Source organism: Paenibacillus pinihumi DSM 23905 = JCM 16419, from assembly GCF_000422505.1.
GTDB lineage: Bacteria > Bacillota > Bacilli > Paenibacillales > Paenibacillaceae > Paenibacillus_D > Paenibacillus_D pinihumi.
Genome location: NZ_KE383866.1, coordinates 263626 through 280428 on the forward strand (window position 1 = coordinate 263626; position 16803 = coordinate 280428).

11 protein-coding genes and 1 pseudogene are annotated in these 16803 nt (G+C 41.7%); 4 read left to right on the forward strand and 8 right to left on the reverse strand.

Annotation, left to right across the window (positions count from 1 at the left end):
• Nucleotides 1-109 precede the first annotated feature (109 nt).
• Nucleotides 110-2164, reverse strand: a complete 2055-nt coding sequence (locus H583_RS0124925) for an ABC transporter ATP-binding protein (RefSeq protein WP_051237027.1) — start codon at nt 2162-2164, stop codon at nt 110-112.
• Between the two features lie 28 nt (nt 2165-2192).
• Nucleotides 2193-3947 (reverse strand): ABC transporter ATP-binding protein, encoded by a 1755-nt coding sequence (locus H583_RS0124930; RefSeq protein ID WP_028562864.1) that lies wholly within the window; start codon nt 3945-3947, stop codon nt 2193-2195.
• A gap of 627 nt (nt 3948-4574) precedes the next feature.
• Here H583_RS0124930 and H583_RS0124940 point away from each other — a divergent pair.
• The 4 genes from H583_RS0124940 to H583_RS0124955 all read left to right on the forward strand — a co-directional run bounded on the left by H583_RS0124940 (nt 4575) and on the right by H583_RS0124955 (nt 8412).
• Nucleotides 4575-5021 (forward strand): MarR family winged helix-turn-helix transcriptional regulator, encoded by a 447-nt coding sequence (locus H583_RS0124940; RefSeq protein WP_028562865.1) that lies wholly within the window; start codon nt 4575-4577, stop codon nt 5019-5021.
• A 3-nt stretch (nt 5022-5024) separates the two neighbouring features.
• Nucleotides 5025-6662 (forward strand): MDR family MFS transporter, encoded by a 1638-nt coding sequence (locus H583_RS0124945; protein ID WP_028562866.1) that lies wholly within the window; start codon nt 5025-5027, stop codon nt 6660-6662.
• Nucleotides 6663-6925: 263 nt separating this feature from the next.
• Complete coding sequence (locus H583_RS0124950) at nt 6926-7570, forward strand: futalosine hydrolase (RefSeq protein ID WP_028562867.1); 645 nt, start codon at nt 6926-6928, stop codon at nt 7568-7570.
• On the forward strand, nt 7570-8412 hold the full coding sequence (locus H583_RS0124955) for a 1,4-dihydroxy-6-naphtoate synthase (RefSeq protein ID WP_028562868.1): 843 nt from the start codon (nt 7570-7572) through the stop codon (nt 8410-8412). The genes H583_RS0124950 and H583_RS0124955 overlap by 1 nt, the downstream gene beginning before the upstream one ends.
• A gap of 447 nt (nt 8413-8859) precedes the next feature.
• On the opposite strand, the gene H583_RS0124960 is transcribed toward H583_RS0124955, so the two are convergent.
• The 6 genes and pseudogenes from H583_RS0124960 to H583_RS0124985 form a co-directional block, all read right to left on the reverse strand.
• Nucleotides 8860-10221 (reverse strand): ABC transporter substrate-binding protein, encoded by a 1362-nt coding sequence (locus tag H583_RS0124960; protein ID WP_028562869.1) that lies wholly within the window; start codon nt 10219-10221, stop codon nt 8860-8862.
• Between the two features lie 97 nt (nt 10222-10318).
• Nucleotides 10319-12733 (reverse strand): FtsX-like permease family protein, encoded by a 2415-nt coding sequence (locus H583_RS0124965; protein ID WP_028562870.1) that lies wholly within the window; start codon nt 12731-12733, stop codon nt 10319-10321.
• The gene (locus H583_RS0124970; protein ID WP_028562871.1) at nt 12726-13409 is read right to left on the reverse strand and encodes an ABC transporter ATP-binding protein; all 684 of its coding nucleotides are present in this window, start codon (nt 13407-13409) and stop codon (nt 12726-12728) included. Before H583_RS0124970 ends, H583_RS0124965 begins: the two co-directional genes overlap by 8 nt.
• A 312-nt stretch (nt 13410-13721) precedes the next feature.
• The gene (locus H583_RS38195) at nt 13722-14285 is read right to left on the reverse strand and encodes a VanZ family protein (RefSeq protein ID WP_051236972.1); all 564 of its coding nucleotides are present in this window, start codon (nt 14283-14285) and stop codon (nt 13722-13724) included.
• A 314-nt stretch (nt 14286-14599) separates the two neighbouring features.
• Nucleotides 14600-15639: pseudogene (locus H583_RS36310) on the reverse strand (IS630 family transposase).
• 277 nt (nt 15640-15916) lie between these two features.
• Nucleotides 15917-16330, reverse strand: a complete 414-nt coding sequence (locus H583_RS0124985) for a hypothetical protein (protein ID WP_154665986.1) — start codon at nt 16328-16330, stop codon at nt 15917-15919.
• Between the last annotated feature and the right edge of the window lie 473 nt (nt 16331-16803).

Sequence of the window (16803 nt, forward strand, 5' to 3'; positions counted from 1 at the left end):
ACTAAAAAAATATTCATATGGAAGTGCACTTCTCTGTCCTTCTACATATAAAAAGGCAGCCGACTTAAGTCGGCTGCCTTCAGGATATGATTTAAGAATAAGTTCATGCTTACACAACAGCACGGCTATTCCCCTGCTGAATCTGGTACATTTGATAATACTTCCCTTTCAGTCTCATCAGCTCGTCGTGATTGCCCTGCTCGGCAATTTGCCCTTTATCCAGCACCAGGATCAGGTCTGCACTCTTGATCGTGGACAAACGGTGTGCAATGACAAAGGTCGTACGTCCCTTCTTGACCACTTCCAGCGCATGTTGAATGAGGGCTTCCGTCTCGGTATCAATATTGGAGGTCGCTTCGTCCAGAATAAGAATGGCCGGATCAAATGCAATCGCCCGGGCAAACGAAATGAGCTGCCGCTGCCCCGCGGACAATGTACTGCCTTTCTCAATGACCGGTTCGTCAATTCCTTTCGGCAAATTCCGGAGCAACCGGTCAGCCCCTACATCAGCCAGCGCCTGTTCCACACGCTCTCTGCTGACCGAAGGATCATTGAGCGAGACGTTGGATGCAATTGTACCTGTAAACAGGAACGGGTCCTGCAATACAATCCCCATGTGCCGCCGCATCATCTGCCTCGGCAGGTTGCGGATATCTTCTCCGTCAATTGTAATTTTCCCTTTGCTTACATCATAGAAGCGGAACAGCAGGTTCAGAATCGAGCTTTTGCCTGATCCGGTATGACCGACCAGCGCGACTGTCTGCCCTTGTCTGGCTTCAAAGGAGATCCCTTTGAGCACATCCTCGCCCTCACGATAGGCAAATGTGACATTATCGAACTGTACGTTGCCCTTGTAGCGGTTCATTGTACGGTCGGATACATCCTCGCCTTCTTCATCCAGCAGTACAAATACCCGCTCTGCAGAGACGAGTGCCGTCTCCAGATTCGGAAGCTGATTGACGATGCTTACAATTGGATTAAACAGACGGTTCACATAGTCGACGAATGCATACAATACACCTAGTGTAATCGCATCTGAAGGTCCGGTAAGCGAAATGCCCCCAAAGTACCAAATTAATGCCACCAGCGCTGCGTTCCGGATAACGCCGACCAAATTGTGCTCGGTCAGAGAGTTCAGATTCAACAGCTTGTTGTTGTAATCGAAAAGCTTTTTATTATGCGCTTCAAATTCCTGTTCGATTTTCTTTTCCTGACGGAACGCCTTGATGATCGGCATTCCCTGAATCGATTCATTAATTGTACCGTTAATTTCACTCACAGTCGCACGAATGGTCCGATTATAACGGCTTGAAATTTTCCCGTACAGATAAATCCACAGCACCAGAACAGGCACAATGAACAGACAGATCGCCGCCAGCTTCACATTCAGCAGGAAGAGTGCTCCAAAAATTCCGAGCATGTAGATCGTCCCGGTAAAAAAGTTCGCAAGCACCGTTACATACAGCTCCCGAATGGCTTCCGTGTCGTTCGTAATCCGCGATACCACCTTGCCTGCCGGCAGATTGTCGAAATAGCGAATCGGAAGACGGTTAAGCTGTCCAAATACATCCATCCGCATCCGGCGGATAATTTGGTTGGCCGATGACTGAAGGTAGTAACGCTGCAAGTACGTAAAGAGAGCCGACAAGAGAATCAGTCCGAAATAAATTAAGCACAGCCGCCAGATACCTCCTACTTCCGGCTTGAAAAAAGTGAAAAGTTGTACAGTATCCAATTTCTTTCCTTCATACAGGGTCGTTTTCGATCCTTGCGCAATCTGGATAAGCCCGCCATCCGTCATGCTTCTTTGGCCTTCAATATCGGTAGAGCCGTTAATCAGATAATAATCGCGGCCAACCTGGAGAACCCGGGCCGGCTCTCCCTTCGTTTCATCAATGCCAAAGTGATCCTCGCGTTTATATCGCTTGCCGTCATAACTGACGGCGTATTTGCCTGTATCCTGTGTTTCATACCATACCCGTTCAATACCTGAAATATGCTCATCAATGAGCCGCTTGGCGACGAACGGACCGGCAAGGTCGGCCGCTACAGCAACCGCAAGTATAAGCAGTGCCACCAACAGTGTCCGCTTGAACTGCATCGCGTAGCGAAGAAGCCGCTTGACCGCCTCCAGCCTGCCTCCCTGCAGCCTGGCCTGCTCCATATTGAACAGTTCATTGTCCTGACTCATTTTATTTCACCTCATCTTCCTCTGCTGCCTCAACCTGCTGGCGTTCATGCTGTTCCATATACCAGCCGCCCAGCCTCAACAGTTCTTCATGTGTACCCCGCTCTGTCACCCGACCTTCATCCAGAACCAGAATCAAGTCCGCATGCTGTACGGCTGACAGCCGATGCGTCGTAATCAATGTCGTTTTGCCCGCCCGTTCCTGACGGATATTACGGATAATTTCCGCCTCTGTTCTGGCGTCCACCGCTGACAGCGCATCGTCCAGAATGAGAACTTCAGGATCGGTAATCAAGGCACGGGCGATAGATACCCGCTGCTTTTGGCCGCCGGACAGAGAGACTCCTTTTTCTCCAACCAGTGTCTCCAGGCCGCGCGGCAAATGGGCAATATCCTTCTGAAAAGCGGAGGTTGCCAGCGCGTCAGCAATCTGCTGATCCGTCGCATCCGGCTGTCCGAATCTAATGTTGCTTTCCACCGTCCGCGAGAATAGGAACTGCTCTTGCGGCACATAGCCGAGCCAGCCCTTCAGATCATCCATCGAAATCTGCTCAATCGGCTTGCCGCTAACGGTAATCTTGCCTTCTCCTCCCGGATACTCCCGAAGCAGCTGCTTCACCAGTGTCGTCTTGCCGCTCCCCGTGCGGCCGACAATGCCGAGCGTCTGCCCCTGCTTCAGTTCGAAGGATACAGATTCCAGGTTATTAATAGAAGAGGACGGATAACGGAATGTAACCCTGTCAAAGTGAATTGTCTCTGGCATTCCCGTCTGCACCGGCTTCTCGACTTCAGGAACATCCGGCTTATAGCCCAGCGTCTCATTAACACGGTCAAGCGAGGCATTCCCCCGCTGCATGATATTAATCAGCTCGCCGATCGCAATCATCGGCCAGATTAGCATTCCCAGATACACGTTGAACGTAACGAGCTTGCCGACCGTAAGCTCGCTGTTGAACACCAGATAAGCCCCGTAGCCAAGACCAATCAGATAGCTGGCTCCGACGAATATTTTTGAGGTTGCTCCAAACAAGGCATCGACGCGGGTTACGTCCAGGTTCTTGTTCAATACATCCTGGGTGACCTCTGCAAAATCACGCTCAGAGGCCCGTTCCTGCACATACGCACGTGTGACCCTGACGCCGGATATCGTCTCCAGCACCCCATCATTCATTTTCCCGAAAGCATCCTGGGCACTTGTATAGCGCGTATGTATCCACTTCCCATACACACTGAACAAGACAGCCATGATCGGCAGCGGAAGCAGTGCAGCCAGTGTCAGCTTCCAGGAGATTCCGACGCTCATAATGATAAGCAGCGTGAACATCCATACGGTAGAATCACTCAGCGTCAAAATCCCGAATCCCGCAGCAGCAGATACGGCGTGCAGGTCATTTGTCGAACGGGCCATCAGGTCTCCGGTCCGGTTGCGTTCATAAAAGGTCGGCGTCATCTTGAGAAACTGCCGCATCAGGCGCGAGCGAAGCATTCTCTCGACAACAAACGAGCCTCCGAATAGTTTGTTAATCCATACATAGTTAAGCAAGTAAGCAACGACGGTGATTCCGGTCAATTGAAGCAGCGTAATCGTAATGCTCTCCCAACTCAGTGCTCCAATCTTTAAATCATCAATAAACCAGCCGACCATCATGGGCGGAATGATCTCAATAAAACCGGAGAGAGCAAGCAGCGTGATTGCAATGATATAGCGCTTCTTCTCCAGCTTGAAATACCAGCCTAATTTCTTGAAAATGGCGAACATGCATTTACTCCTTTCAAAAGTGTGGTTACCAAGACGACTTGGGGCGCACATAAAAAAAGAGCACACCGCTGGCGCGATGTGCTCTTTGCACAAAAAACACACGTCACGCGTAACACGCGACCTGCGTCATATATTCATGAATAGGCGCAAGTTCAGACTGGTCTGGCTCAGACTGATCTTCTGATCCCCTGCACATTCAGGAAGGCCGCGATGGCTATGAAATTGCGAACAGCTTGTGTAAAACGGGGATTATCATTAAAGCTACGATCATAGATCAACATACCTGTTCGCTCCTTCCTGTAATTTGTGTGCTTATTGGATACAAAAGTAAGTTATCATGAGTGCTCTATTGTTGTCAACCTTTTTCTGGATAGAAACATGAAACAACAGCTTTAAACGTTAATAACGTGAGAAAACATGAGATTATACACGCTTCCATTCGTAAAAATCGCAAAATCAGCCCCTAAACTAACTCATTTCCCCTTTGCTTTGCTCTGGCGAATCCGATAATATGGAAATCAGTTTAAATCTAAATAGTTTATTACTAAAATATTTTTCGATAAACATTTTTTTGCTGAATGTTTTGGTGATAAAGTAGTTGGGCTGCAAAGCCAAGGAGGGGGTCGGATGGAGCTCAGCGATGAATCGAATGAGCTTTATGTACTATTTAAAATTTTTGTAAAGAAAATCGGTGAAGAATGGAAAGCCCGCAGCGGCGATAATTTGCCTCTCTCCCATATCCGGATGCTGTCCATCTTGCAGCGCAGAAACAAAGCAAAAGTTGCTGAGCTGGCCGATTGTCTGCATGTCACGCCCGGAGCTGTGACCGGAATAGCCGACAAGCTGATTCAGCGTGGCTATATCGATCGCCACCGGGATGAAGCAGACCGGCGTGTTGTCTACCTGCAGTTGACCGGTGAGGGCCAATCTGCTGTCAAAGAGCTGGACTTGATTCAGCAACAGCTTTATGCAGATGTGCTCGACCGGCTTGATATTGAGGATATCGGGCATTTGAAGCGCATTTTCACCACTATGATTGAATTAGTTGATTCTACCAACAGAAGGCAGGGATAAAACTTGGAACACTTATCACAAAAACAAAAGGTAACGATTATGGTTGCCATTATGTCAGCCATGTTTTTCGCTGCCATTAACCAGACGATCGTCAGTACCGCGATGCCGCGCATCAGCGCACTGCTGAACGGAATCGACCATTATACGTGGGTCGTTACCATTTACATGCTGACTTCGACCATTTCTACCGTTCTGGTCGGCAAGCTGTCGGATATTTACGGACGGAAGCCATTTTTGCTTATCGGGATTGTTTCCTTTATGATCGGCGCATTTTTATGCGGCACGTCCACAGACATCTTTCAAATGATTTTTTACCGTGGTGTCCAAGGGATCGGCGGCGGGATAATCATGGCAACAGCCGTTACTGCTGTTGGTGACTTGTTCGCTCCGAAGGAACGGGCGAAATGGACCGGCCTGCTGATGGCGATCTTCGGATTTTCGAGCGTAATCGGTCCGACACTCGGCGGCTGGATGGTCGACCACATGAATTGGGAGTGGATTTTCTGGATTTTCCTCCCGCTTGGATTGCTTTCTTTTATTCTGATTTTAAGGATGTTTCCTAAGACGTCCCGCAATACAAATGAACGGCTGGATATTTGGGGCTCTACATTCCTGACCCTGGCTATCATTCCTTTGCTGTTAGGCTTTACATGGGCAGGTACGACTTATCCATGGGGTTCCTGGCAAATTATTAGCTTATTTGCGGCTTCCGCCTTATCCATTATCATTTTCATTATGATTGAACGTGTTGTGAAAAGTCCTGTGCTTCCACTCTCCCTGTTCCGCAACAGCATTGTGACGATTTCCAATGTAGCGGGCTTTCTGATGAATGCCGGCATGATGGGTGCGCTCATCTACCTGCCGTTCTTTATCCAGGGGGTTGAAGGGATTTCACCAACCTATTCCGGTTATGTTACGATGCCAATGTCCATTAGCATGATCATCCTCAGCGCCCTGACAGGACGTGCAATGTCCAAAACCGGCAAGTACAAACGCTATGCGCTTGGCGGTATGATCATCATGACAATCGGGATGCTGATGATGGCGTTTATGAACAGCATTCTGGTTGCTGTCATTAGCATGATTGTATTCGGATTTGGCCTTGGACTGGGGATGCCGGTCTTCACACTGGCAGCGCAAAACTCCGTCAAGCCGACTGAGCTTGGTGTTGTCACTGCCTCTTCCCAATTGTTCCGTAACATGGGCGGCACGATCGGCATTACGGTCATGGGATCGATTATGACATCCAGATTGCAAGCCAATTTGAAGAATGCCTTCTCAGCTTCCGAGAGTGTGGATGTCAGCAAGCTCGATCCGGCTGTCGGAGAACAGCTGAAGCCGTTCCTGAACCCGCAGATTTTGCTGAACAAGCCGCAGCTTGAGCAGCTGCAAGCCGGATTGCCTGAGCAATTGCAAGCCGTTGTGACGAAGCTGATTGATATGCTCAAGGATGCGTTGAGCAGCGCCCTGACAACCGTATTCCTGTCCGGTACAGCTCTGCTTGTTATTGCATTCATTCTGGTATTGTTCATGAAGGAGATTCCGCTGCGCAGCTCGCAAAGCAGCCCGGAAGGCAGCAAGCCGGAGACAGAGCAGCCGGAATCTGCCACAGCAGGCCAGCCTTCTCTCAGCAAAGGCTGATTGAATATAAACTGCTGGGGAAATTTCAGCAACATGATTATATAGTAAGACATGTACTACAAATGCCCCGGTCCGGATCATCCTGTCGGGGCATTTGCTGTCTGTTCCTATAAATTGGCTCTGACTCGCTCGAATGCTTGTCTGTCTTATGGTAGCCTTTTCATTCGATATAAACCGTACTATAATGAAGAAATACCTCTTGTACTACTAAGCTGAATCACAATATACAAAACTGATTGAATGAACAAAGGAGCCATCAGCCGATGAAAACCATACTTATTTTAACTGCGGTAGAAGCGGAACGCGAAGCCGTTCTGCGCGGACTCGGCGAGGACTCCCGATTTAAGGTGGCAGCCGCCGGTGTCGGGGCTGCAGCCGTGGCCGCCTATACAGGCGCCAGATTGGCTCTCCCCCATCATTATGAGCTGGTCATTGTTGCCGGAATCGCAGGCGGCTTCACAGACCGCGCTGCAATCGGCACACTTGTAGTTGCCGACCGCATCATTGCAGCTGATCTGGGAGCTGCTTCACCGGACGGATTCTTGAGCCTGGACGAGCTTGGGTTTGGCTCCAGCAGCGCCGCTGCCGATACTGGCCGCAGCTCACAGCTTGCCGCCGCGCTGCACGAAGCAGGGCTCACTGTGGTCCTTGGTCCGGTTCTGACCGTGTCTACCGTTACAGGAACTGCTGAAGGAGCAGCTGAGCTGAAACGGCGTGTACCGGATGCGGCAGCAGAAGCCATGGAAGGCTACGGAATCGCGATTGCGGCCCGGAATGCGGGGCTCCCTGTCATTGAGCTGCGGGCCATATCGAACCAGGTTGGACCACGCGATCGTGAGGCATGGAGAATCAAGGAAGCACTCTCCGCCTTAACGGCGGCAAGCTCCATACTAAGGGAGGTTATATAATGAACATTGCCTTTTCACCTTGTCCGAATGATACATTCGTCTTCCATGCCTGGGTGCATGGACTGATTCCCGGTGCCCCGGAGCTGAACGTTACCTATGCCGATATCGATATTACGAATACACTTGCGACTAAGCGGAACGGTCCGGAAGTGATGAAAATATCCTATGCCGCCCTCCCCTGGGTATTGTCCGAATATGCGCTGCTCCCTTGTGGCGGAGCTCTCGGCCGGGGTTGCGGACCGCTGGTACTGACCAAAGGGCGGAGTGCAGACAACAGCGATCCGTCCCTCATTAGCGGCAAGACCGTTGCCGTGCCCAGCGAGCGCTCTACCGCTTACCTGCTGTTCCGGTTGTGGGCGGCCAAGAATGTCCCGGGCGGCGTCGGGCAAATTGTCGTCATGCCCTTCCATGAAATAATGCCGGCAGTGCGCGACGGCCTCGTCGACGCGGGCCTCGTCATCCACGAAGCCCGCTTCACTTATCCGACCTACGGGCTGACCATGCTGACTGATTTGGGGAACTGGTGGGAAGCCGATACCGGATTGCCGATACCGCTTGGAGCCATAATTGCGAAGCGCTCTCTGCCATTGGATGACTTGGCCCGTTGGACACGCGCATCTGTCGAGTATGCCTGGGCCAATCCCGACGCGTCCCGGGATTATGTGATGGCGCATGCCCAGGAGCTCTCTCATGATGTAGCCAAGCAGCATATCGATTTATACGTCAACAGCTACACGACTAACCTTGGCGAAAGCGGCTATGCTGCCGTATTCTCACTGCTTGACCGCGCTTCAGAGGAAGGGCTGGTACCGCAAATCGACCTTGCTGCGCTGAAGCCTTGATTGGACAAGTTCATCCCTGTTCTCGTTCGTGTACTGCGGGAGCTTTGAAAAAGGAAACAAGGGTTTCGGACCTGCTGCTCCGAAACCCTTGTTTTTTGTGCACCTGCAAATTTTCCAGTCCGACCTCTGGCAGGGTTACTCGATTTCTCTGTACTCTTCTGATTAGCTCATTCTTATATTATATACAATGACGGTTTGCAGACAGGCAGTACATAGACAAGAGCCGTATCGAGCTTCTTACACTTTGCTCACCTTCAGCAACTTTAGACGTTACAATCCAGCAACTTCAAAAACGAACGGGCTTGTAAATCTTTTCTTTAGTCTTTAGGATCAGCATTGTATATTCCGGAAATATCATCATAAATTACGCAACTGAACTGGATCTATGTTCTTCCAGGCTGCTCATGCAAACAGTTTAATAAATAGTGTTAAACATAAAGTGCTTTCCTATTCATTGATTACGTCTTGATAAGCACTGTCTAATAATTGCTGTGCCTCTTGTTGTAGATCATCTAAAGCACTCTTAATTGGGACATTTTCATATAAAACCATTCTTAACTTTTCCGAAGCCATTTGTTCAAATTGTGATGAAAAGCCTATAGGTGTATTGGTTAAATTTTGAAAATCATTTTGTAAAGGTTTTAATGTGTAATAAGCTGATAAGTTGTGACCCTCTACATCTTTAAGATAGCTAGAACGAATATGCAACTTCCCTGTTTGAGGTGATTTGGAGGTAATACGAGCGAATTCATTACTGTGAATGTATTTTATAAATTTCCAAGCCTCTTTTTTGTTAGTAGAGTTATTATAAATTGAAAAAACCTGGTTAATTGAAGTTGTGTTCGTGTAATCAGGGTTATTTGGATTAGTAGGGACAGTTACTATATCCCATTTGAAATTCTCTTTTAAAACGATTTTGGCTCGCTTTAACTGTTCTAACATCTCTGGCCCAGCTATCGTCATTGCCATTCTTCCAGATAGAAATGGGTCATTTAAATAAAAGGACTCATAACTCTCCCAAGACTTGCTTCCATCTAAATCAGGGGAATAAAATGCTCCTGTCTTTTGAGCTTCTAATGCAATAGCATATATATACTCCCAGTTTGGCGTATTAATAGCCATTTTCATACCAGTAAGATCAACTACATCCAAACCATATGAACTTCCAATAGCATTCCCAAGTTGATACAGATCTCCTCCTGCATAGAAACCATAAATACGATCCTTTGAGGATATTGTATCTGTAAAACAAACGGATTTTTCTAATAAATCTTCCCACGACATTTTATCCACAGGAAATGTTACTCTATATTTTTCAAACAAATCGATATTATAAAAAAGTACTTTACTATAGTAAAAAGGACTCAATCCAAACAATTCTCCCTCTTTACTTTTTAATAAATCGATAGTTCCAGGGGCTAAATTTGAAATATCATATTTATCTTGTTTAATCATTGAAGATATCTCTGTCAGCTTACCATCATGACTTAACTTCTGATATTGGTCCAACGAAAGAAAAAGAATATCCGGCTGAATTTTATCAATTATTTTCTGAAAATCAAAATCTATATCAATTGAACTACTACCCTGCTCCTCCTCAATAGTCACAATTTCAAAATCTATTTCAGGATTAAGTGCCGAGTATAGCATCCCAAAATCATTAAAAAATTCTTTTTCATCAAAATACAATACTTTTAATTTCTGCCTTTCATTTTTTAAAGGATATTGCTGAATTGTGCTGCATCCGGGTAATAAAATTATGATTAGTACTATTACTAAAATCTGATAATGCTTCGTTTCATGTCGCATTTTACCGCCTCTTTCTTTAAGTCCCTGTTGAAACCAGCACTTTTTAAATTCATTTTATTTTGTTTGATTTTTCATTTCTACAATCTTAGCTTCCTCACTAATCTTCAATTTTTAGTAAAGTTGATATCGAATCTTTTTTGATTCTCTTCTTAAGAAATATAGCTCCAATTAAAAGAAATAATAGTATCAAAATACTTGTGTATAACAAGAGGAAAATATAATCCATAAAGGGATAACTAAGAACACTATTATAAAGATAGGTCAAATAAATGCTACTGCTGATTAGAACAGCAAAACTAAAGTAAAACAAAGCTTCTAGAAGTAAGTAGAAAAAAACTTGATTTGTATTCATACCAAGTGACCTATAAATTCCCCAATTCCTTTTTTGCAACTGATATTTCCCAAAAATAATTACATACATCGAACAAATTGAAATTATAATAGAAATATAAAAAGCGAACCTGCCTGAAAAACTTAAGAAATCTGATATTCTTGTATTATCATGAATTAGGTCTGGAATATATTGAAATAAACTACCTGGAATCCCTGCTGTAAGTAAGTATACCGAGTTGTATATTTCATTCTTTTCTTCAACAGACAAATTTTCGTTGGTATATATGGTTAGGTTAATATACCCCGTACTTATTCCACTAGTAAAGACGGAGTCTTCACTCATAATCAGTGTTATTTCATTTTTATTGGCATTTCCATTTTCCAGGTAATTACGATCCAAAATATCAATGATTTTAAAATCCCATTCTTTGGACTCCAAAGTATTATCTTTGAGAACTGCCTTTGACAAAGCAATATTTTTTCCTAGCATCCTCTCTCTCTCTTTAGCAGAGATACCGGGAATGTATATGATTATTGAGGAATCTAAATTCTCCTCCATTCCAATAGAATATTCTTTTCTTATTTCATCCTCCTTCATTAAGACGTATCTCACATCAGGAATGATTAACTTATCATTGGACGCCAGGTATTCTTCAACTCTATGCCCTTTTCGCGAATCCAAAAGCGACTTTGACATATCACTCCTCTTCATTATTGCTCTTACATCTACCATAAAAGGCTCTTTTTCAAAATGCTTTATTCCACTCAACTGTTCAATTTTACTCACATCAGATGGTGAAAAAGTCAAGCCTTTCGTTACCACTACACTTCTGCCGCTTACAAGTTTAGTTCCTATTAACTCTTGTGAAGTCAAATAAAAATCAATTTTTGTTGTCCATCCTCCTTTTAACTCATTTGCTATCGTATTTGAAAATAAAAGCAAAAGAATCGTAAAACAAATTGTGAATATGGACAGTAAAGATTGCTTAGGATATAACAAAATTTGCATCATCAATTGCTTTATATTAAACTTATTATGATTAACACGAGCCAAGAGTTCTATGTCTCTCGATTCAACCTGTAAATTTCTATTAATCCCTTTATGATTTACTTTTCTTAATTTCAAATATGATAACGTTAAAATAATGGCAAAGAGTATAACAAACCAAAGCAAATTAATATAATATAACCCATCTAAAAAGTTAGCTTCAATAATTCCGTAACTAGTCCTCACAATCATATACCGGAAAAATAATATTAATGGTATTGAACATAATGATCCTAGAATAAATATAATGGTTATTTGTAAACATTGAATTATATGAAGATGTCTTGTTGTACATCCTAATGCCCTAAAAACTGAGTATTTGGCTACTTGATTTGAATTGTAGTAAGCAAAAATAGTGAGAATACATAGTAATGACACAATTAAAATTATAAATTGCAAAATATAAGATAAAACCATTATTTTCTCATAATCTTTAAGACCATGATGTATTAGTCTATCGTTCAGAAAACCATTTTCATTATTTTCACGAATATAATTTCTTGCATTGATCTCATTTGTTTTTATAGAGTTATTGGTATCATATTCAAGCAAGAAATTTGTGTTTCCGTCGTTTTCATCTAAAAAATTGATTTTTGATAGAAACATATTTGGATAATTAATACCAACAGTTGTCCACCTTGATGAATAGTTTTCTACAACACCAACTAATGTTAAACTAACTTCTATATTTTCATCAATGATGAAGGTTTTAGATTCGTTAATCTTCCAATTTGAATCCAATGAATCCAGGTAATAGGACTCGACTGCTACTTCATTATTTTCAACAGGAAATCTACCCGTTTTTAGTTTTAGTTCTCCTAGTTCTATAAAATTATTATCTGCCCACCCTAAAGTTGCTATTAAATGATTAGATATCGCAATTTCTTTTAAAACTTTAAACTTCCCTGAATCAGGCAGTATTTCATTTAAATTGTTGTCATCCTTGATATTCAACAAAACTCCTGTAAAACCACCATATTGTTGAAAAGATTGTTTTAACATGTGAGCTTTTATACTTTCTGTCGAAGAAAAAATTGCTATTATAGAAGATATAATTAATGAAAATACAACTAAAAATAAAAGTAACCATTTTTTTCTAGAAAATACCAAATAAAATGAAATTTTAAGCATTTTTCCCCTCCATAGAGAGAATACCATCTTCAAGAACGATCCCTACATGTTTATAATCAATTAAATTTTTTTGATGTGTAACAATTACTACTGTAGTTTCTTTTTTCATTGCTATATTGCAAAGAACGTTTGAAATATTACGGCTATTAAAATCATCTAAATTTCCAGTTGGCTCATCAGCAAATATAATTTCAGGGTTTGTGATTAATGCTCTCGCTATAGCAACCCTTTGTTGCTGTCCACCCGACAATTGAAAGGGTTTTTTCTTTAATAATTGAAATATTCCTAGTTCTTCTGATATTTGTTTTATACTATGACTAGTTATCTCCAAAGCTTTACTGAAATACTTTGGAAGTTCTATGTTTTCTTCTATCGTTAATTCAGGTATTAAATTAAAATTCTGAAATATAAAACCAATTTCTTTGTTCCTTATTTTAGATTGCTCTTTATCAGATAGGTCATAAAAAGATCTATTCTTAAAAAAAACACTACCGGATGTTGGTCGATCTATTCCTCCTAATATATTTAGAAGTGTAGATTTCCCACTACCGCTTTTTCCTTTAATTACATAGGTAATTCCCTTCTCTAAACTAATAGAGGTGGATTGTAATTCATAATTTATACTATCGGGATTATATTTTTTTGATATATTGTTTGCTCTCAATATAGTTACCATAATAATCATCACTTTCGTTTAAATATTTTTCTGAAAATAAGAAAATACCCATAAGGAGTTTCGTGTGAATGAGGTTATCACACCATCATTCACACAGGAGAAACCCAGCATGAGCTACTCACAACTTAGCATTATTGGCCACAATAGTTAGAAATACTAATGATACCATTGTCCATTTACTTGGTCGGAATTAATTTACTATATAAGCTGATATCTAAATAAGTTAGACTAAAGACTAGAGGACTTTGGTAAAGGAGTTTCCGGCCTGCATTTTTGCACCTGAAAAATTCACTATGTCTCTCACTTCAAATTTCAGACTACCTCTGAATCATTTTTGAAATTTTTATATTTAGAGGTGTTCAATTTACTTAAACAAATTTTAGTAATAGTGTATCCCAACAAAATCCCTGTCGAATTCAAAATAATGTCATCTATATCTACTGATCGCATTCCTATTTTAAATAAATACATCATTAATTGCCCAAACTCAATAATGGTGGGAATCAATAACGAATATAAAATAATGTTTATGTTGAAGAGTCTTAAACTAAAATAGTAATAAAATCCTAATGGTAAAGTTAGAACTAAATTACCTAAAATGTTCAATAAAGATATTTTAAAAGAATCAAACATAAAATAATTCACTATAGTTTTGAATGGAATAAAATTGTATAACAAATAATTTGTATGAAGATTGTTTTTCACCCAAACTATAAAGATCAAACTAAACATATAAAATACATATGTTAAAGTAAAAAGTTCTTTCCAAGAAAACACACTCTTTTTCTTGAATAATAGATAAATAATACGGATAGGTAAATATATTAATATCAACAAACCTGAAAAAGAAACAAGATCCATTATAAATCTAGCCATCGTAATCCCCTTAAATGTTTATCTTATATAGATAATTTTTAAGCTCATGTCTTTCTCTGATCGCCATGCTGGACTTAAGCTAAATACAGAAAATACAGCTCTGTTCCTTTGAACAGTGCCAAACAAACTTGAAAATTCATTTGGCTAAGCGGACAATCAAAATCCTTAATTTACCATGCTTTGAAGCAAATCAAGAGTATCATTAATTTCCTCATTACTTTAGGAGTTCAATTTAAAACTCAAGCCTTAAATTATGCAAACGAAACTTTTTAAGCTACTTATCAATTTTTTAAGTATATAGACCGCAATTAAGATCATAACCGAAGAAGCAAACGATCAATGGTTTCCATCGGATGCTGATTGATCCGATTCATAAATTGGCTTACATGAAGCTTGATCTTATAGAATTTTTCAAAGAATACTTTATTGACTACGTCCGCTTTGAGCCATAGCCTCAAGCCTTCCACCGGATTAAGGTTCGGGCTGTAAGGCGGTAGAAAGAGCAACTGTAAACGAGGATGTTTTTGAGAAACGACTGTAACGCTTTAGCATGATGAATACGGCTGTTGTCCAGGATCAAGGCCATTTTTCCCGATGGGTACGCACAGAGCAGATCTTCAAGAAAGCGAACAAAAGCCGCGACATCGGCCTTCTCTTCCTCCCGGTGATGCACCTGCCCGGTTTCGTAGTTAATCACTCCAAACAAATTGGCTCCTTCATGCTTGCCGTAAGTCGGCACTTTACGTTGCCTGCCACGCGGGAACCAATTGTATTGCAGCGCTTGATAGGAGCGAATCATGGATTCATCTTCAAACAGCAGATGATTGATTTCTTCGGCTTCCACTTGTTTCTTGAGCTGCGCGAAAGTTTGCTTGCGGAAAAGCGCTTGGACATCCGCATCGGCTTTGACGAGCGAATAAGTCGCTTTGGTAAAGCTGAAGTTCATGCGTCCCAGCATCGCGCTGATGCCGCGTACGCTCATGGTGACATCAAACGTCATCTTGATCCACTCAGCTACCAGTGGAAGCGTCCAGGTGTGACGCGCTTCAAAATCAACATCGGCTGGGGTCTTCTGCTCTAGCATGGCGCCCAGTTGATTGCGTTGCTCATCCGTGAGCTTCGGCGGTTGTCCAGGAGAATGATCCAATTCCAGTCCTTCAAGACCACCTTTTTGATACGCTTGCCAATACAGGCTGATCATTTGGCGCGTGCGATGGAGCAACTGGCCAATCTCCTCAAACGAGTGACCTTCAAAACGAAGGCGGACAGCCAGGTACCTCTCGTAAAGCCGTTTATTTGATGTTTCTCTCATAGATGCATTGAGTTTATCGATTTTTTCGGTACTCATTTTCATCACCACTGGGTTCTTGTTACTAATGAATACCCAGTTTGTGGATAGTGCGACTTTGTTCGCTTATTTTTTGCGTTCTATATAGCATGAATAGCACTTTTTTATAATCCATGAAAATTTAAAGTCATCTTAAAATTCACCTACTAATAGCAGGTGAATTTCGAGATGACTTTCCACGACTAAGTTCATTGTGGAAGCAAACATCAATAAGCTTTAAAACGTTTCAGTTAATAATTATCGTTATTCTCTTAATTTAATCAGCATACAAATTTCACAGTTTTTATGATTGTTTAAGAGAACCGTCTCCTATAATTTTCAAAGAGTTACCTGTAGTTTTTGTAACTTCTACATGGTAATCCCCAGCGCTTATTACACCAAAATTTTTTGTATAACTACTGCCATCCGCCTTGATATTACCAACCGTATAGTAAGTATTCCAATTTTTTTCTATTCTAACACTGAACTCATCTTTACTTGAAGAAACCTGATAGCCATTACTGCCCAAAATATAACTTTGCCCAGTTACTGTGGTACTTACTGCGGAGTTAGATAAACTGTGTTTATTAGTCCCTATTACCCTTGTATCAATTTCAAAAGAATAATATCCAGTATAGGCAGCTGAAACAGTTACAGACATAGCCACAGTTAATACTGATGTTAGAAAAACTCCCCCTAAGATCTTTTTTTTCATCATTAAATCATCCTTTCAAATTTTCTAGACTTATTACAAAATCTTGATTAATAGTATAAGTATAATAGTTTCTATACATTCTAAAATCTTAACGCATTACTTGGTTTAAATATCCATTTTAGAATCAGGAAAACTTTAAATACTCTAATATACTATTTTTCATCATTTATGTAATAAACCCTTTTTTTACATTTTAATTTTAGCAAACTCTATTTAAAAACTCAATGTTTCCATAGAACTATTTTTAGAAGATTTACCGACATAAGGAGTCTTGCAATGATTTTTAATTTAGAAGCGTCGCTCCGATAAAAAGACCTCTAAGTTATTTCTTTTTTCACATTATCTCTTCACTTTGCACAGTAAAAAGCATCTGTATTAAATGGTAGGCAGTAAAAAAGAGCTCGTGTTATGATGGCTCAACACTGTTGACCGTTGGAAATTTTTATGGTCAAAAAGGGATAAACATTAAATTGTTA

What these genes read in the sequence shown, in the direction of transcription:
- H583_RS0124950 (WP_028562867.1), top strand. Translation starts at nt 6,926, where the DNA reads ATGAAAACCATACTTATTTTAACTGCGGTAGAAGCGGAACGCGAAGCC.
- H583_RS0124930 (WP_028562864.1), bottom strand. Translation starts at nt 3,947, where the DNA reads ATGTTCGCCATTTTCAAGAAATTAGGCTGGTATTTCAAGCTGGAGAAG.
- H583_RS38195 (WP_051236972.1), bottom strand. Translation starts at nt 14,285, where the DNA reads ATGGCTAGATTTATAATGGATCTTGTTTCTTTTTCAGGTTTGTTGATA.
- H583_RS0124925 (WP_051237027.1), bottom strand. Translation starts at nt 2,164, where the DNA reads ATGGAGCAGGCCAGGCTGCAGGGAGGCAGGCTGGAGGCGGTCAAGCGG.
- H583_RS0124970 (WP_028562871.1), bottom strand. Translation starts at nt 13,409, where the DNA reads ATGGTAACTATATTGAGAGCAAACAATATATCAAAAAAATATAATCCC.
- H583_RS0124965 (WP_028562870.1), bottom strand. Translation starts at nt 12,733, where the DNA reads ATGCTTAAAATTTCATTTTATTTGGTATTTTCTAGAAAAAAATGGTTA.
- H583_RS0124940 (WP_028562865.1), top strand. Translation starts at nt 4,575, where the DNA reads ATGGAGCTCAGCGATGAATCGAATGAGCTTTATGTACTATTTAAAATT.
- H583_RS0124960 (WP_028562869.1), bottom strand. Translation starts at nt 10,221, where the DNA reads ATGCGACATGAAACGAAGCATTATCAGATTTTAGTAATAGTACTAATC.
- H583_RS0124985 (WP_154665986.1), bottom strand. Translation starts at nt 16,330, where the DNA reads ATGATGAAAAAAAAGATCTTAGGGGGAGTTTTTCTAACATCAGTATTA.
- H583_RS0124955 (WP_028562868.1), top strand. Translation starts at nt 7,570, where the DNA reads ATGAACATTGCCTTTTCACCTTGTCCGAATGATACATTCGTCTTCCAT.